At 43.1% G+C, this 15,574-nt stretch carries 14 protein-coding genes; 7 read left to right on the forward strand and 7 right to left on the reverse strand.

Annotation, left to right across the window (positions count from 1 at the left end; genetic code table 11):
- Positions 1–108 precede the first annotated feature (108 nt).
- Positions 109–594, forward strand: a complete 486-nt coding sequence (locus LEP1GSC050_RS17365; protein ID WP_010569028.1) for a putative toxin-antitoxin system toxin component, PIN family — start codon at positions 109–111, stop codon at positions 592–594.
- The gene (locus tag LEP1GSC050_RS17370) at positions 584–847 is read left to right on the forward strand and encodes a toxin-antitoxin system HicB family antitoxin (protein ID WP_010569029.1); all 264 of its coding nucleotides are present in this window, start codon (positions 584–586) and stop codon (positions 845–847) included. The genes LEP1GSC050_RS17365 and LEP1GSC050_RS17370 overlap by 11 nt, the downstream gene beginning before the upstream one ends.
- A gap of 210 nt (positions 848–1,057) precedes the next feature.
- On the opposite strand, the gene LEP1GSC050_RS17375 is transcribed toward LEP1GSC050_RS17370, so the two are convergent.
- A complete protein-coding gene (locus LEP1GSC050_RS17375; RefSeq protein ID WP_020987802.1) occupies positions 1,058–2,545 on the reverse strand; it encodes a leucyl aminopeptidase family protein in 1,488 nt (495 codons plus the stop codon).
- Complete coding sequence (gene bcp, locus LEP1GSC050_RS17380; protein WP_010569030.1) at positions 2,542–3,021, reverse strand: thioredoxin-dependent thiol peroxidase; 480 nt, start codon at positions 3,019–3,021, stop codon at positions 2,542–2,544. Before bcp ends, LEP1GSC050_RS17375 begins: the two co-directional genes overlap by 4 nt.
- Positions 3,022–3,163: 142 nt before the next feature.
- On the opposite strand from bcp, the gene LEP1GSC050_RS17385 reads away from it, so the two are divergent.
- On the forward strand, positions 3,164–3,538 hold the full coding sequence (locus LEP1GSC050_RS17385; RefSeq protein WP_040911887.1) for a hypothetical protein: 375 nt from the start codon (positions 3,164–3,166) through the stop codon (positions 3,536–3,538).
- A 224-nt stretch (positions 3,539–3,762) separates the two neighbouring features.
- Here the strand turns inward: LEP1GSC050_RS17385 and LEP1GSC050_RS17390 are convergent, their stop codons facing one another.
- Positions 3,763–5,703, reverse strand: a complete 1,941-nt coding sequence (locus LEP1GSC050_RS17390; protein ID WP_010569032.1) for a S8 family serine peptidase — start codon at positions 5,701–5,703, stop codon at positions 3,763–3,765.
- A gap of 27 nt (positions 5,704–5,730) precedes the next feature.
- Positions 5,731–6,168, reverse strand: coding sequence for a hypothetical protein (locus LEP1GSC050_RS17395; protein ID WP_010569033.1), 438 nt, complete (start codon positions 6,166–6,168; stop codon positions 5,731–5,733).
- A 366-nt stretch (positions 6,169–6,534) separates the two neighbouring features.
- On the opposite strand from LEP1GSC050_RS17395, the gene LEP1GSC050_RS17400 reads away from it, so the two are divergent.
- The gene (locus tag LEP1GSC050_RS17400) at positions 6,535–7,770 is read left to right on the forward strand and encodes a glycosyl hydrolase family 18 protein (RefSeq protein WP_040911904.1); all 1,236 of its coding nucleotides are present in this window, start codon (positions 6,535–6,537) and stop codon (positions 7,768–7,770) included.
- A gap of 17 nt (positions 7,771–7,787) precedes the next feature.
- Here the strand turns inward: LEP1GSC050_RS17400 and LEP1GSC050_RS17405 are convergent, their stop codons facing one another.
- Positions 7,788–8,966 (reverse strand): acyl-CoA dehydrogenase family protein, encoded by a 1,179-nt coding sequence (locus LEP1GSC050_RS17405; RefSeq protein ID WP_020987808.1) that lies wholly within the window; start codon positions 8,964–8,966, stop codon positions 7,788–7,790.
- A 283-nt stretch (positions 8,967–9,249) separates the two neighbouring features.
- Here LEP1GSC050_RS17405 and LEP1GSC050_RS17415 point away from each other — a divergent pair, with 283 nt between their 5' ends.
- From LEP1GSC050_RS17415 to LEP1GSC050_RS17425, 3 genes are all read left to right on the forward strand, one after another.
- On the forward strand, positions 9,250–10,389 hold the full coding sequence (locus tag LEP1GSC050_RS17415; protein WP_010569038.1) for a helix-turn-helix domain-containing protein: 1,140 nt from the start codon (positions 9,250–9,252) through the stop codon (positions 10,387–10,389).
- A gap of 112 nt (positions 10,390–10,501) precedes the next feature.
- Positions 10,502–11,566, forward strand: coding sequence for a fatty acid desaturase (locus tag LEP1GSC050_RS17420; protein WP_020987811.1), 1,065 nt, complete (start codon positions 10,502–10,504; stop codon positions 11,564–11,566).
- 69 nt (positions 11,567–11,635) lie between these two features.
- Positions 11,636–12,883, forward strand: a complete 1,248-nt coding sequence (locus LEP1GSC050_RS17425; protein ID WP_232225813.1) for a condensation domain-containing protein — start codon at positions 11,636–11,638, stop codon at positions 12,881–12,883.
- Between the two features lie 27 nt (positions 12,884–12,910).
- On the opposite strand, the gene LEP1GSC050_RS17430 is transcribed toward LEP1GSC050_RS17425, so the two are convergent.
- A complete protein-coding gene (locus tag LEP1GSC050_RS17430) occupies positions 12,911–13,324 on the reverse strand; it encodes a hypothetical protein (RefSeq protein WP_010569042.1) in 414 nt (137 codons plus the stop codon).
- A 6-nt stretch (positions 13,325–13,330) separates the two neighbouring features.
- On the reverse strand, positions 13,331–14,794 hold the full coding sequence (locus LEP1GSC050_RS17435) for an APC family permease (protein WP_040911906.1): 1,464 nt from the start codon (positions 14,792–14,794) through the stop codon (positions 13,331–13,333).
- Positions 14,795–15,574: the final 780 nt, after the last annotated feature.

Genomic DNA, 15,574 nt, shown 5'->3' on the forward strand with positions numbered 1-15,574 from the left:
GGTCGAGCTGAATTCCTCTGATTCGCACTTGAGTCGGTTTTCTAATTATGTCACATAAAAAGGAAATACTCGAACGGTCCCTAAAGAGTCAGGTAAGGAAAGTCGAACTTGGGCATTGACGATTTGATAGTATATATGCTCTCATTTAAAAGATTGAAAATTGTCTTAGATGCGAATGTTTTATACCAAGCCTTAAGGGCTGAATCAGGCGCTTCTCGGGCAATTTTAGAATTAATCTTCGAGCAAAAGATCAAGCATAGCGTATCAACTCCCGTATTTAAAGAATATGAGGAAGTCTTGAAAAGAGACAGTTCAAAAAAGGATTTAGGTATCAAGGATAAAGAAATTAAGAAAATCCTCGGCTTTATTGCTTACGTAAGTTTTGCTCAAACGATTTATCATTCATTTCGACCAAACTTACGAGATGAGGATGATAATCACTTTGAAGAACTGGCTATTGCGTCGAATGCGGATTACTTAATAACAAGCAATACTAAGGATTATCTGGTCGGTAATAATCTTAAATTTGAAGATTTGAAAGTGATTACACCATCCGAATTTATGAAGATATGGAGGGTAGAAAATGAAAGCTAAAGCTAGTATTTTAACGATCCGGATTCCCTCCGAGCTAAAACATAAAATCGAAAGAGTAGCAGAAGAGCAGGGTGTTTCAATAAATCAATTAGCTCTGTATGCTTTTGCAAAGGAAATACAAGATATTGAAACTTCTCAATATTTCGAGAAGTATTACAAGGGAAAGAGTAAGAAGCAAATATTTTCCGATTTTCGGGAAGTTCTCTCCGCTATAAAGAGTAAAGGGTCCGTTCCGGATTGGGATAAATTATAATTTTCTTTCTGCAATCAGTCTGACGCTGTGCATTAGCTTCAATTAGCCTTCGATGCAGTTTATCGAATCACTCTGCCTTAGGGAGCGAGCCTCGCGCCGACCAGCTACGCAAAAGAGTTGCAGAAAATGTGATAGTGTCGTCAAGTTTCGACCAAGAAACAATAAACCAGCCGTGATTGAAATTTATCATCGCTCACGGCGTGTGGGGTATTATTTGCTTTTTTCTAATTTTTCTGCGAGATCGACTAAAAGGCGAACTCCGTAACCGCTTGGTCCGTTTCCGATTTGGGTTCCGGATGATTTTTTTCTCCAGGCAGTTCCTGCAATGTCAATATGGGCCCACTCAATACCCGAATCGACAAATCGTTCCAAGTATTTTCCTGCTGAAAGACTTCCTCCGGGACGTCCCGCAACATTCCGCAAGTCTGCTATATCACTTTTTAAATCTTCTCCGTATTCGTCCCAAAGAGGAAGATTCCAGGTTCGCTCGTCCGAGGATGCGGATGCTTCATTTAAGAGTTCCGCAAGTTTTTCAGAATTGCTCATAACTCCAGCGGCTTCGTGTCCGAGAGAAATGATAATCGCTCCTGTCAAAGTCGCTAAATCTACCATATAGTCCGGTTTGAATTTTTTCCCGATATAGGAGAGTACATCTCCTAACACCAAACGTCCTTCTGCATCGGTATTCTGAACCTCCACCGTTAGACCATTATGTGCAGTGTAAACATCGCCAGGTTTTAAAGCGGCTGCGTCCGGCATGTTCTCTGCGACTCCGATCGCCGCGATTACAGGCACACCGATCCCTAATTCCGCAATCGCTCCGATAGCATGAATCACCGCAGCCGCACCGCACATGTCGTATTTCATTTCGTGCATGTCTTGAGCCGGTTTGATGCTTATTCCTCCGGAATCGAACGTTAGGCCCTTTCCGATCAAAGCTAATTTTTTCCGAGTTTTAGGTTTTACCGGATGATATTCCAGAATAATCATTTTCGGTTTCTTATCCGAGCCTTGTGAAACCGCGAGAATTCCCCCCATCTTTTCCTTCTTTAGTTGGGGCTCGTCGAATATCGTAATCTTTAATCCGTTCTCTTTCGCAATTTCCTTAGATCGAGCTACGAATTCTTCGGGGGTAAAATGATTTGCAGGCAGGTGGGCGATAAAGCGACTTCCGTTAACGTACTTACTAACCGCTTTCGATTTCTCTAAACCTTGGGAAGCGGCCTTCTCGACATTCGGGTCCTCCGGCAAAAAAGTAACCGAACCGAATTTTAGTTTTTTTTCTTTGAAGTCTTTCGTTAATACGTTTAATGGGAATGCTCCCAAATCGATCGAATTGGCGATTTGATAAACCAATGAAGCGGGAGACAAATTTTTTGTAAGAAATCTAGGAAGTTTAATTTCCAATCCGACGCCGTCCCATTTTCTAAGCTTCTCTCCGAAGGAAAAAAACAATTGAGCTACGCTTCGAACGCTTGTTTTTCCAGACTCTCCTAGACCGAGATAAATGATTCGATCGGATTCATCGATCAGAGACTGACCGGTTTCTCCGGTAAAGATGGAAGATTTGATTTGCTCGGAAAATTTCGCTTCGAGTTCTTTCGGTAGATGATCTTTCGCTACTGGAACGATTTTATAGATGTTTTTCGATGCATTCTTTCCAATTGAAAAATGAATTTTGGATTTTTCTAATTTCATTTCTTCTCCAGAGCCTTGATATCGGCGAGTATCTCATCCACGTGGCCTTTTACGCTTACCTTCGGGTAAATTTTCAATATTTTAAGATCGGGCCCGATCAGCAAAGTGGTTCTTATGATACCCATAAACTCTCTGCCCATAAATTTCTTCAATTGCCAGACCCCGTATTTTTCGCAGATGCTTCCATCCTCGTCCGAGATCAAAGTAAAGTTCAGTTCCTGCTTTTCAATAAATTTCTGATGGGATTTAATCGAATCTTTGGAAACTCCGACGACATTGAATCCTTCTTTTTTGAGTCGGGCAAAATTGTCCCGAAAATCGCAGGCTTCGGTCGTGCAGCCGGGAGTTTGGTCTTTGGGATAGAAATAAAGGATCGTTCCTTTTTTCCCTAGTAGATTCTTTAGCTCTACTTTTTCACCGGACTGGTTTGTTCCCGTAAAACTGGGCGCTTTGGCGCCGGCTTTCAATTCACTCATTGGGCGGATTCTTCCTCAGGGAGGCTAATTTGCCAAAATTCCCCTTATAGACTTTAATCGTTACTTTCCAGGGTTACTTTCCAGCTAGGAATGCCGAGGAAAAATCGATTGCGAATCTTTTTTTTTGGACGATATTAGGAGTATGGATTCAAAGGAAAGGATGGAACTCATTCGGATGGGCAATCAGGCCTTTAACGAAGGCGATATTCGCAAGGCCCGAGAATGCTTTTTGAAGACCGAATACAAGGACGGACTGATCCGTCTCGGCGACTACTTCATGTTTGAGAGAAAGTTACCGATCCTCGCCTATGGTTATTATAAAAAAGCCGGATACCAAAAGAGAATCGACGAGATTTTTCAACGAATGCTTTGGGCGTTGTCTGAATGGATCGGTCCGGATAAATTTAAGCCTTCCCAATCCGCATCAAAAACGCCAGATCCGGAAGATTTTACCGTACATCCGATTTTGCGGCAAACCGCATTGGATATTTTGAAGAAGCAGGGCATTTCGTTATAGTGATTGATCCCCGCGCGGAGGCCCCCTTCACTTCGTTGGCGGTCAGGGTGCTTCGGGCTTCGCATTCGCTCCGGTCCCAGCGACTCTTTTCCCTTATTATAAACCGTTATCCGTAAGCGCTACGACTGCTTCGCACCCCACACATCGTTGCCGCTAGCAGAAGACAGATGACAGAAGCTGCGCGATGTTGGAAAGGTGGCGGCTTCTTCATTTTTCAAGTTGGATTATTGAACAGTAACGGTAATACCTGTCGGCGCATTGATATATTTCAAGGCTCCGTATGCATTGACTGCATTTCCCGTTTTCGTCTTTCCTTGTAAAGAACCGTTCGAAGTCCCGCCGTATAAAATCGCGTTCACCGTATCCGAATAAGTATAGTTTGGATTATAAGCTCTTACTAGGGCGGCAACCCCAGCCACATGCGGAGATGCCATCGAAGTTCCGTTGATGATATTGTAATGGGTCGTATCATTTCCTAAGGTCGTCAGAGTATAATTATCGACTCCAATTCCAGCTCCAACACCAATTACGCCGTTACCTGTCGAAGTAAAATTTAGGCCGATCGTACAAGTCGTCGAATTACAAATGGAAGAGAGATTATAGGTAGGATTTTTATAGTCCAAACTACCGATACCGACCTTTGATATAACAAGGGAGGCCGGAAACGAACCGCTGTTTGTTCCCGCATAGATATTGAAATGATCAGTATTCAATAGTGCTTCATAATAATCGATAGCTAGGGTGGCCGCTACTACCGTGAACGGAAGAGTGAATGTCCTGTAAATATTATTTCCGGAAGAAGCTTGTCGATAGTATGCAGCTGCCGACCAAAAATCACATGCATCTACCGTGTTGACTGAGGAAGTAAACATTAGTAAATTCGTAAATGTTTTCCCTCCAATTGTACAGTTCTTCACCCTCCAATCGGTCCCGGTGATCGTCCACGCGGAGAAGTCTTGGCCCGGAGTTGATTGGGAAAAGACACTCATATTTCCCGACCAAGTACTCATGATATTGGTTCCGGGAGCGCCGAGTGCGACGGTAGATCCGGAAGCGGCCGTATTAAAATCGGAAAAATTCGATAGACTAAAATTTTGATCTAGGGCCGCTACGCAAACTAGATTCGATAAATTAAAATCGCATGGGTAACTTGCATTGGATCCGTTTGCATGATCCAATCCGGAATTTCCGGCAGCTACTGCAACGACTACATCATGGTTTAGCGCATTCTGAATTGCTAAATAATAGCTGGAGCTGTAAGGACCGCCGAGACTCATGTTGATCACTTTTGCGCCGTTATTAACGGCAAAATTAATTCCTTTGATGATATTGGCTGTGGCACCGGAGCCCGTTTCATCCAGAACGCGTACAGCCATAAGTTTACTTGTCTGGCAAATGCCGGTTGTGCCAATTCCGTTATTTCCCTGTGCACCTATAGTTCCTGCAACATGAGTTCCGTGCCCGGTATAATCCATCGGATCATTTGCGACTCGAGTGCCCGTATAGTTCCAACCGTGATTTGGGCAAGAACCGATGATGGTCCCGCCATTTTCATCCAGGCAACTTCCGCTCGGACTCCACATTTCATTGGTTAAATCTTGGTGATTATAATTAATTCCGGAATCTACAACCGCAACTACGACTGAGCTACAATCGGTTTGCAAGGTCCATGCGGATTCTGCGCTAATATCCTTGCCCGAAGTCCCCGGATTAGCAGTCGGATTTCCGTTCGTATCGGTATAAAAATCGGGATTTACGGTGCTCCCTGCAGTGACTGTCTGGCCTGTATTTTTTAATCCCCAAAGGCTTCCATACGAGGAGTCATTCGGAGATTGTGCACGATAAATATAATTCGGTTCAGCAAACTCCACATTCGGGTCATTCGAATAAGTTTGTACTGCAGTCTCAACGGATTCTCCCGATTGGAGTTTGATATGCGTGATTTGAGAATGACCTAGATTCGATAAAAGTTTTCCGCCTTTCTGAAAGACTAAGGAGCTTACGGAGGCACCCGTTTTGAACTTAACGATGATTTCACCAGGAACGTATTCAGGTTTTTTGACGAGGATCCCGAACGGGTTCCGGATCGGTTTTTGGCCGGAAAATATGATTCCTAGAATGAGAAGTATTAAAATTCTTAGAATGAATCTGCTTTCAATTTTCATGGATATTGCCTTATATATTCGGAAAAATTAATTCACTAAAGTTAACTTGGGAGTGGCTGCAGGAGCGCCCGACGTGTTTAGAGTCGAGAACCCGAATACATAGATGAAAACCGCGCTTCCTCCCGGAATAGAAAGAGTCGTGCCGGTCGGAGCCGTAGCCCCGCTGACATAAGGAACGCTAGCGCAAACGGAGCCGGAAGCTTGGTAGGCAGGAGTAATTCCGTAGCAGACTTGGTAGCCGCCCCCGGTTGAATTTACGGATTTTTCCCGATTTGCTTGCCAAGTAACCAGGACATTCCGGGAAGGACCTGTTCCAATATGGCCGGTCGAAGCGGTGTTCGAGCTGCCTGCCAATAAGAATATTAGTGGATTTAGACTTCCACCCCCGCTTCCCGGGCAATTTATAAAGAAAAGTAGAAGCAGTAATAATGCAATCTGCCATATATTTTTAATATTCAATTTCATTTTTAAAATTCACCAATTCAAATTTTCCAATCGATTTTGGAATGCTCGAAGGTTTCGCAATATTACTGTATTCAAGCGTTTCAGTACGCGATTTCTTCTAGCTTGCTCACGGAAATAACCGGTCTAATTTTCAATTCAGATCTATATAAGTACTGTTCCGAAATCGCGGATCGATTTGACTCGTTTGAACGTCCTGCCTTTTATCCTGGGTAATATAGATTCTATCCCTGCTGGTCGCTTGACGGACATGAAAAATGAAAATTTTAGGCCAGAGTTGGCCAATTGAAAAGCTTAGGCCGATTCTTATTGTCTCTATGAATATTTCCGAGAAAACTGGTATTTCGTTTGAAATCCTTAGATAAAAACATTCGATCTATTCTCGTCGCGTCTTCGGTCGTAGTACTCCTTTTATTATCAGCTATAGGAATCCTCTTCTGGAAAAGTAAAAAGCAAGCGGATGAAACTCTGGCCATCGAAGCTAGACGGGTTTACGCTTCTACTTGGTCCCAAGATTTTTGGGCAATGCTCAAATACGTTCATTTATACGACGAATTGCACCCTTTCCTTTACAGTTTGGAGGGAGGGAGGAGTAATACGGGAAAACTTCGCTCAGTCTGGAAGCCGCATGAAATCGCTGAGAGAATCATGTGGTTTCGTCTCGTTTCTCCGAAAACGTTGATTATTCCCACGATTTTTCGCTGGGAGAATGATTTTGAAAAAGTCTCCGATGCGATCGGGTTGAACGGAAATCTCAAAGTGCGGGATTTTCATATTAAAAATATAATCAATGAAATCGAAACGTACGGTTACGACGGAATCGATATCGATTATGAAGGAATGACTTGCGAAAAAAAGGAATCCTTCGAAGAGTTTTTGATCGCGTTGAAGGGAGAATTAGGGAAACGAAATAAACTACTTTCTGTATCGATACATCCGAAAACAGTTTCCGAAAAGAAATCCGTTTTTCCTTGCAAAGGTTTACATGCTCCTATACAGGTCGATTTTTTTGAGGCGTATCGAGGGCAGCTTTCCCACGACTATGAATTTTTAGGAAAGATCGCGGATAAAGTAAAGATCATGGCGTATGAGTTGCATCCGAGAAAGAATGGATTTCCCGGTCCTGGACCTCAAGCCCCGGATTGGTGGATAGAACGCATCCTCGAATATGCAGTGACTCGAATTCCGGCGGACAAATTATATATGGCAATTCCTACTTACGGATATGATTGGTCGTTAAACTGCGATATTCCCTCCAAATCGGTATATTACTCCCGTGCGAAATTCATTCGAGATCATTGGAATCCTAGGATAGAACAGCCTACCGACGTTTTGAAGGTCTATCAAACTCAACCGAAAGCGTCCGATTGGATATTTCTTCGCCCCTACCTTTATAGGCATGAAGGGCATATTTACACCGATCCGTCCCTATGGTATCGTTTAGGCGGCTGCGATCGTGTCGCTTTTTATATGAATAGGACCGCTTTCGAAGCAAAGATGAATATTTTAGAAAAATTTAAAATACGAGGCTTTTCTTTTTGGCAGCTGATAGAGGACAACGATCCGGAAATTAACGAATATTTGGAGGAGAAAATAGGAAAGTGAATCGGTCTTTTCTTCGATTATGAAACATCTTGTTTCATTAAACTTCCGGAGATTATTAATTTTTGAATCTCGCTCGTTCCCCCGCCTATTTCACCTAAGCGAACATCCCTATACAATCTCGAAACTCGGTATTCGTCCATGAAGCCCGCGCCTCCATGAACTTGGACGGCGAGGTTCGTAACTTCTCGCGCCGAAGTAGTAGCGAATAATTTGCAGGCGGCGCACTTTCCGGATAAGGACATATTGCCTTTTCCTAATCGTTCCGAAGCTTCGCTTTCCCAAGCCACGTTATACGTCAGCCATTTTGACGCTTCGAGTTTAGTGTAGATTTCCGCCAAAAGAAATGCCACAGCTTGATGTTGCGAAATCGACTTTCCGAAACTTTTACGGGAGGATGCGAACGATTTAGAATCCGACATACAGGCTCGCATTACTCCCAGCGAGTACGCCGCCAATGATAGACGTTCGGTATTGAATGTCTGCATCGTTTGCCTGAAACCCTTCCCTAATTTTCCTAAAATATTCTCTTCGGGAACTTCCACATCTTCGAAGAAAAGAGCACCAGTAGGCGAGGCTCTTAATCCCATTTTATCCATAGCAAGAGAGCGACTGACTCCCTTACTATGCAGGTCTACGATAAAATGAGTAAGCCCTTTTTCTTTTCCCGACGAATCCAAGGCTCTTGCAAGAACCAAACAATAATCCGCATTCGGTGCATTAGTAATATATGTTTTTTGTCCCGTAAGTAAATATCGATCATTTCCCGACCGTTTTGCAACCGTAGTGATCGATGCGACGTCCGATCCGGAATCGGGTTCGGTGACACCGAGGGATCCGATCTTCTTTGCGGAAATAATTTCAGGTAGATATTTTTTTTTCTGTTCTTTAGTTCCAAAATGTTTGAGAGGCAGGCCGAATAATCCTCCTGAAGCGCCGACACTGAAAAATGTGCTACCGCAATATTCCGAGACCACTTCCATTGCGAGCGTGCTAAGGAACAATCCGGCGCCTTGGCCTCCGTATTCTTCCTCGTGCATTAAGCCTAGATAGCCGGCTTCCGCTAGTTTGGTATAATGAGTCCTAGGCAGTTCCTTTTTCCTATCCAATTCCTCTGCAAAGGGAGCTATCTCCTTTTTGCAAAATGTCCGAAAAGATTCAATGAACTCTTGTTCATCATTTGTTAACGTGAAATCCATGCAGGTCCTCTCAGATCGAAACTACCCTTTAGATCTCGTCGTTTCCTACAAGAAGAATTCTCTATTTCCGAATATTGTTCGGTAAGGCTGTTATGAATGATTCGAAGGAAGATGCCTCGGCAAGCTGAAAGAAATTGCAGTATAAGGAAATAAAATCCTTATCGGTGCCCATCGAGTTTTTTGCAGATATTTACCGCAGACTATGAATTTAGTAAAAACGGAGTTAGATTTGCGATCAGTAGGATGGTTGACAGTTCCTACCGCCGATAGATAAAGCCTTTGCATGCCGAACTATTTTTTTATGAGCGAATATCCTCTAGGCAACCATTGGTCGTTTTGGGTTCTAGTTACATTCGCCATATTTGGCACGTATCTAGGACTTCTACTTTGTATCGGTCAATCGGTTATAGAAAGGAAGACGGCTTTAAATAGATTACTGGCCTTACTGTTTCTTTCCTTAGGAATATTGGAAGGTACCGGCCTTTGCATGGTGATGGGATACTTTAACGAAATTCCAAGAGTCGTCTTATTACATATTCCCGTCCTGGGATCTCTAGGACCGATTCTATATGGAATTCATAAGATTATTCAAGATTCCGAATTTGAAGATTCTGCTCTCGGATTAAGTCGAAAACATTTTGTTCTGCCGGGACTTATTTGGGCAGCGTATGGAATCGTTTTCTTTTTGAATCTATCGGAATTGCAAAACGGTTTTCAAAAATTCGTTTCGACTCGCGGCCTATTCGACCTAATATTTTACGTACCGTTACTCGTACTCGCGGGTTATATTTTAGGACTTCTTAAGGGCACGCGAATGTTGTTTAAGATCGCGGTCCTACGCGAGGAATGGACGGCGAGGGTTCTCCTATATATCGTTTTAGCTACGATCGCGAATCATTCGGTTGGGGCCTTATATCTGGCGGGTAAGAATTCCATATTTCTACTTATCAGCGCCGATATGATGACATTAAGTCTCTGCGTTTCCTATTTGATCGGCCGAAAATATCCTGCCTACTTTCAGAATTTGCAAAAAGTCGCGAGAGAAACCAACAGTAAATATTCCCGGTCCCTTTTACTAGGAATGAATATGGAGACTCTAAGGGAAAATTTACGGCTTGCGATGGAAACGGAAAAACTCTATCGGGACGAAGATTTGAGTTTGGCGACTCTTGCGGAAGAACTGGCGCTCTCTCCTCACCAATTATCTGAATTGATCAACCAGGAAATGGGTAAGAACTTTTCAGCCTTTGTGAACGAGTATAGAATTCGGGAAGCCTGCGAATTGTTAAAAGAAGAAGCGGACCGATCCATCTTGGATATCGGTTATGAAGTGGGTTTTCGCAGCAAAACTTCTTTTCATAGAGCTTTTATCAAGCAAGTGGGATTACCTCCTTCGGAGTTTCGCGAGAAGAATTCGACCTAATCAGTTTCAGACTATCATTTGCAACGGGCGCCTTGGTGTCGGTTTATAGAATGGAACGACAAACCCTAAAACCCATGCGATACTTAACCCAGATGAAATTCGGGAGTTTGGCATGGGTTCAACGGTGATGGAAAAAAAACGCACGATCGACGCTTTGACGGATAAGGAGAAAGCGAAACGAATTATCAAATGGATTCGTTACTCCGATTCAAAATTTAGAAAACGATTTTCTTTTTTAAAATATCAAAATGCGATCGGCTTCGGTATAACGATCGGTTCGGCGGGAGGAATGATTTTCCTAGCGGGACTTTATATTGCCGGTTTAATTCCTTTTTGGGCCTGCATCATCGGAAACGGAGTTCTCGCCTCTTTTTTACACGAGATGGAACATGATCTCATACATAGCATTTATTTTAAAGAAAGCCCTAGAATGCAAAATTTTCTATTTTGGATGGTTTGGCTTTTTCGCGCAAACACGGTAAACCCGTGGTTCAGAAAAGAAATCCATCTATTGCATCATAAACTGTCCGGAAATCCCGAAGATATCGAAGAGAGATTCATAAGTAACGGAATGCCTCTTGGATGGAAACGCTTTCTGGTTATGGTCGATCCGATTATGGCGGTCGTTCTTCAAGGTCCGAAAATTCGAAAAGATGCGATTCACTACCTAAAAAAAATAAAATCATCCCCGATTAAAGGACCGTTTCGATCCATCTTTCTACTGCTATGGTATTCGTTTCTTATCTGGGGATTGTTTGCCATATTGAATTGGTCTGTCGGTTCGCCTATTCAGGAAAACGGTTGGGTTGCAACTGCTCATACGATTCTAAACACCGCTGCTGTCGTTTATCTGATTCCTTGTTGGTTAAGGCAAACTGCTATCCAAATCGTTTCTTCGAATATGCACTATTATGGAGATGTTAAAGGATTGTATCAGCAAACTCAGGTACTCGATTCTTGGCTCGTTCTCCCTCTCCATTTATTTTGTTTTAATTTCGGCGCGACTCACGGAATTCATCACTTCGTCGTAAGCCAGCCGTTTTATTTGAGACAGGCGGTGGCGCCGTCCGTCAGGCCGATTTTAAAGAAATATGGAATTCGATTCAACGATTTTGAAAGTATGCTTAGAGGGAATCGATACGAAAAATCTAGCTCGGGTGAACTTGGGCTGGCATAAATTCTCAGGTTCATGTAAGATGCTCTCATGCATGGCGTACCTGAATCGAAAAAAAATAAAACCGAATTTATGAGGTCCTTGGACCACGCCGAGGCCAACTTCTGGCTATATGATCATGTTTCTTCCATGAACTTCGCGGTCATGGCGAGCGGCAATGGCGACTTAAAGGCGGAGGATCTCCGCCTGGGGTTGGATACCGTTCAATCCAGACACGGTTTGGCCCGCGTTGCAATCGAAAGGAAGTACGGAGCGGATCCCCACTTATGCTTTATCACGGATCCTAACGCAAAAATTCCGCTTGTTATAGAAGAACTTTCTCAGGATTGGAAGACGAAATTAGCGAAAGATTCGATTCGACCGTTTTTGTTAGGAGAAGCTCCTTTGATTCGGGCCGTATTTTATCGATCCAAGGATGGGAGCGAATGGGCTTTCGCGATCGTCTTCCATCATAGTATTGCTGACGGACGTTCCGGTATGCATTTTCTTTTGGATGTATTCCATGCACTTTCGCTTGGCAGGGAGGAACTTTCTTCTTCCCCCCAAATACTTCCTTCTTTGATGGATTTATATTCCGCGGAAGGTCGTGCAAACGAGGAAAAATTAAAGGAGAAACCGCTTTCTTTACCTCGCTTCTCCAGAAAAGACAACGAGTTGAATCCGGAAATTATTAGTTTCCAGATCGAATCCGACGAGTTGCTGGAATTACTTCGAAAAGCGCGGGAGAAGGGAGTATCTCTACACGGAGTTCTCGGTGCGGCTCAAATTTCCTCCTTCTACAATTTGTTCGGAGTCGGAACCGGAGGAGTATTGAATCTTTCTACGCCAGCCGATTTGCGTCCTTATCTGAGTCAATCCATCGAGGATTCCTCATTAGGCTTATATATTACGCTTTTAACGACGCAATTAAAATTCGGAACGCCGTTTTGGTCTCTTGCCAAGCAAATCAAGGATGATTTAAGAAATCGATTGAATCGAAGGGAGGGGAGAGCCTTCTACGAATTACTTCCTCCTCCGGAACAATTTTTACAAAGAGAAGACGGATTACGCGTATTTTCATCTTTGATGACGAAAACTCCGCAAACAAGCGTATTAAGTAATGTTGGCGTTTTGCCTGACGCCGAAATACCGAATCTACGTATACGCGAGATTTCCTTTACTGTACATCCTTCCTTGACTCAGACTTTATTTACGACGGCCGCTACTTTTAGGGGAAGGTTAGTGATTAACGTAAACTTCGACTCGAATCGGTGGGAAAAGAACGAGATCCGCCAATATGTTGCGAATTTTCAAAAAGTTTTATTAAAGCAGGTTTCGTAGGGGAAGGCTTATCTAAAGCCCGAACTTTTATTTTGTTTCCCAAGGAAATTTAAAAAGGGTTCTTCGAAAAATCCTGCGACCGTATATCCATCCGACACCCAAGATTAACAACCCGACTCCGGCCGTAACATTTTTAAAAAGATCGGGAGCAGGATCCGATAAGGACGGTACTTGTAGTAAGAGGCCGGATAACATCAAGATCATGTGTATCTCGGCGACTTTCGATCTTTTTTCGGTCAGGAATTTTCCCAAACCTCCACCTGAAAGAAAGGCTGCAACTCCAGCGATAGCGCCGATTCTCCCTAATGTCAATGGGACTAGAATTGAAATTTCAATATTTTCGAATAAAGGCAGGAAGACCTTCGTTGCGAGTAGTAAAACGGATGAGATACCTAAGGCTGCATGAGTCCTAAGTTTGAGTTTGGGACTAATGCGAAGCAAGCGATTCTATACCGTATCGCCACTTCCGATGGGGACGGGCTCGTTTTCGGGCAATAGACTCGCAACCATTTCCGGAGACGAATGTAGGTCGGGATCGAATGCAGGCATAGGTTGCGAAACGGAATGCTTGGTCGATTTAAAATAAAAGTACATCGGAACGGATAAAAGAGTAAATCCAAAACCCCAAAGAGCTTCCGCCGGTTTGCTCCAGATAAGCGTAATGATGATCGCGATATTCGAGACGATATACAGATAGGTGGAATATGGATAGCCGGGAATTTTGAATTTAGTCTTGAAATTTCTTTTTTCGAATAAGATAGGCGTATATGCAGTGATCGTTGCCAATAAAAGAGTAGAGCAAGTGATCAAATAGAGCAAAGATTCGATTTCCTTGACTAAGGAAAATAAGCAAGCGTATCCGCATTGGAAGGCTAGCGACATATACGGACTTTTGTATTTGGAATGCAATTTAGCCATGCTAGGAAAGAAATAACCGTCTCGAGCCATCGCAAAATAAATTCTAGATCCGCCGATGATGTATGCTGAGATTCCACCCATAAAGACCCAACAAATGAAAGCAGTGACTATTAAAGTAACTTCCTTCCCGAATAAAAATCCGGCGGCAGTAACTCCGATTTTTTCGTCGCCCGCCAAGAGGCTGCTAGGCGCCGAGCTTAGGTAGAGAAAGTTGATCAAAACGTAAAGAAGTGTAACTAGGGTGCAGGAAACTAGGACGGATTTATAAATATTCTTGTCCGGATCCTTTACCTCCTCGGCCACATAAGTGATCATATTCCATCCTAGATAGGAAAATGTTACAGGAATTACTCCCGCTAATAAATAGCTCCAATCGTTTAGTCCGGTAGGAAGGAGGGGGAAGGCCTGAAAGTATTCTAACTTATAATTCCCGACCGTTAGCCCTAATACGACGAAAGCGACTAAGCCTAAGATTTTAAAGGTAGTGAAAAAATTCTGAATGCGGGATGCCATACCGATTCCGAAGAAATTGACGATCGTAAAGAAGAGTATCGCGGACATTCCTAGTAATTGAGCGTTCCCGATAGAAAAGGCGATCCCGAGAAACTTGGCTTCGAAGAAATATACGTCCCAGCTAGGATCCATCAAAGAGAAGAAAGTTTTGGAAAATGCGATTGCGGATAAAGAAATGGACGCCGAAAAATTAACGGAAAGAGACAGCCAGCCGCTCGAGAACGCTACGATTGGCGAGTAGGCTTCCTTTAGATAAACGTAATCTCCTCCTGCATAAGGGAAAATACTGGCGGATTTTGCATAGCTCATCGCACCGGTTACTGCGAGTAGGCCTCCCAAAATCCAACAGAGTAGAACAAGGTTCGGGTTCGGGGTTTGGCTGAGAATATAACCCGTCGTTATAAATACGCCAGGTCCGACCATCGAGCTAAACATCAATGATATAGAATCGTAAAGGTTAAGAGAGCGGCTGAGTTTCATTGGATGGGTTTTGGTCAGAATGCTTGCTTTGGGTTCATCCACAAGAATTTTTCGAGAAGTGAAACTTTCGGATTCGAATGAGAATGTGGAGACGTAATCGATTTTATAGAATGAAATCCCGCAAGCCAGAAAAGGTGTCTTATTTATTAAGCATTCGCCGCCCTGGTCTCGAAAATTCTCGTAAAATTGAAATTCGTTGGATCTCAGGCCGTGCATGCATGAGGCGGTTATTATGCGCTTTCAGAGTATAGTAGATTATTATTATAATTTAAACCTATGTCTCAAATTCTTTTTTTAAACAGATAAACCTCGATTTATAGCCTCAAAATTATGTCTCATAAAGAGAAAGGATGATGTAAAAATCAACGCATTCGAGCGAAAAATCCTATAAAAACGATTTGACCGGTTAGGTGGATTTCGTATTTTGGTCTTCTCGGCCATAGCATATAGCTTTGGCAAAACCGAAGGCCGCGATGAAAACGGAAATTTCCTTTTTCATCGTAGTTTATAGGGAAGAGAATAGTTCTTTTACAACATCTATAACTGCGAATGAGAAATATAAAGCTGAGATTAGGCCAGTGAATGAGTTCACCTGGTCGAATGATCTCGGATATCTAGTATTGAAAAAGAAATTAGATTAGCTACTCTCATTCTACAATAATATCGAAAGATGCAGCCCTTTTACTGGCACCCGGAAAAACTTCTGGGGGTTGGAGGGCTTGGCGGATTACAGTTCGCATCTCGTTGCAGGGATGCGGGTTTCGTAATATGGTCAAGTAA

It is taken from the genome of Leptospira broomii serovar Hurstbridge str. 5399, assembly GCF_000243715.2.
GTDB lineage: Bacteria > Spirochaetota > Leptospiria > Leptospirales > Leptospiraceae > Leptospira_B > Leptospira_B broomii.

What these genes read in the sequence shown, in the direction of transcription:
- LEP1GSC050_RS17375 (WP_020987802.1), bottom strand. Translation starts at nt 2,545, where the DNA reads ATGAAATTAGAAAAATCCAAAATTCATTTTTCAATTGGAAAGAATGCA.
- LEP1GSC050_RS17390 (WP_010569032.1), bottom strand. Translation starts at nt 5,703, where the DNA reads ATGAAAATTGAAAGCAGATTCATTCTAAGAATTTTAATACTTCTCATT.
- LEP1GSC050_RS17435 (WP_040911906.1), bottom strand. Translation starts at nt 14,794, where the DNA reads ATGAAACTCAGCCGCTCTCTTAACCTTTACGATTCTATATCATTGATG.
- LEP1GSC050_RS17370 (WP_010569029.1), top strand. Translation starts at nt 584, where the DNA reads ATGAAAGCTAAAGCTAGTATTTTAACGATCCGGATTCCCTCCGAGCTA.
- LEP1GSC050_RS17405 (WP_020987808.1), bottom strand. Translation starts at nt 8,966, where the DNA reads ATGGATTTCACGTTAACAAATGATGAACAAGAGTTCATTGAATCTTTT.
- LEP1GSC050_RS17420 (WP_020987811.1), top strand. Translation starts at nt 10,502, where the DNA reads ATGGGTTCAACGGTGATGGAAAAAAAACGCACGATCGACGCTTTGACG.
- bcp (WP_010569030.1), bottom strand. Translation starts at nt 3,021, where the DNA reads ATGAGTGAATTGAAAGCCGGCGCCAAAGCGCCCAGTTTTACGGGAACA.
- LEP1GSC050_RS17385 (WP_040911887.1), top strand. Translation starts at nt 3,164, where the DNA reads ATGGATTCAAAGGAAAGGATGGAACTCATTCGGATGGGCAATCAGGCC.
- LEP1GSC050_RS17395 (WP_010569033.1), bottom strand. Translation starts at nt 6,168, where the DNA reads ATGAAATTGAATATTAAAAATATATGGCAGATTGCATTATTACTGCTT.
- LEP1GSC050_RS17415 (WP_010569038.1), top strand. Translation starts at nt 9,250, where the DNA reads ATGCCGAACTATTTTTTTATGAGCGAATATCCTCTAGGCAACCATTGG.
- LEP1GSC050_RS17425 (WP_232225813.1), top strand. Translation starts at nt 11,636, where the DNA reads ATGAGGTCCTTGGACCACGCCGAGGCCAACTTCTGGCTATATGATCAT.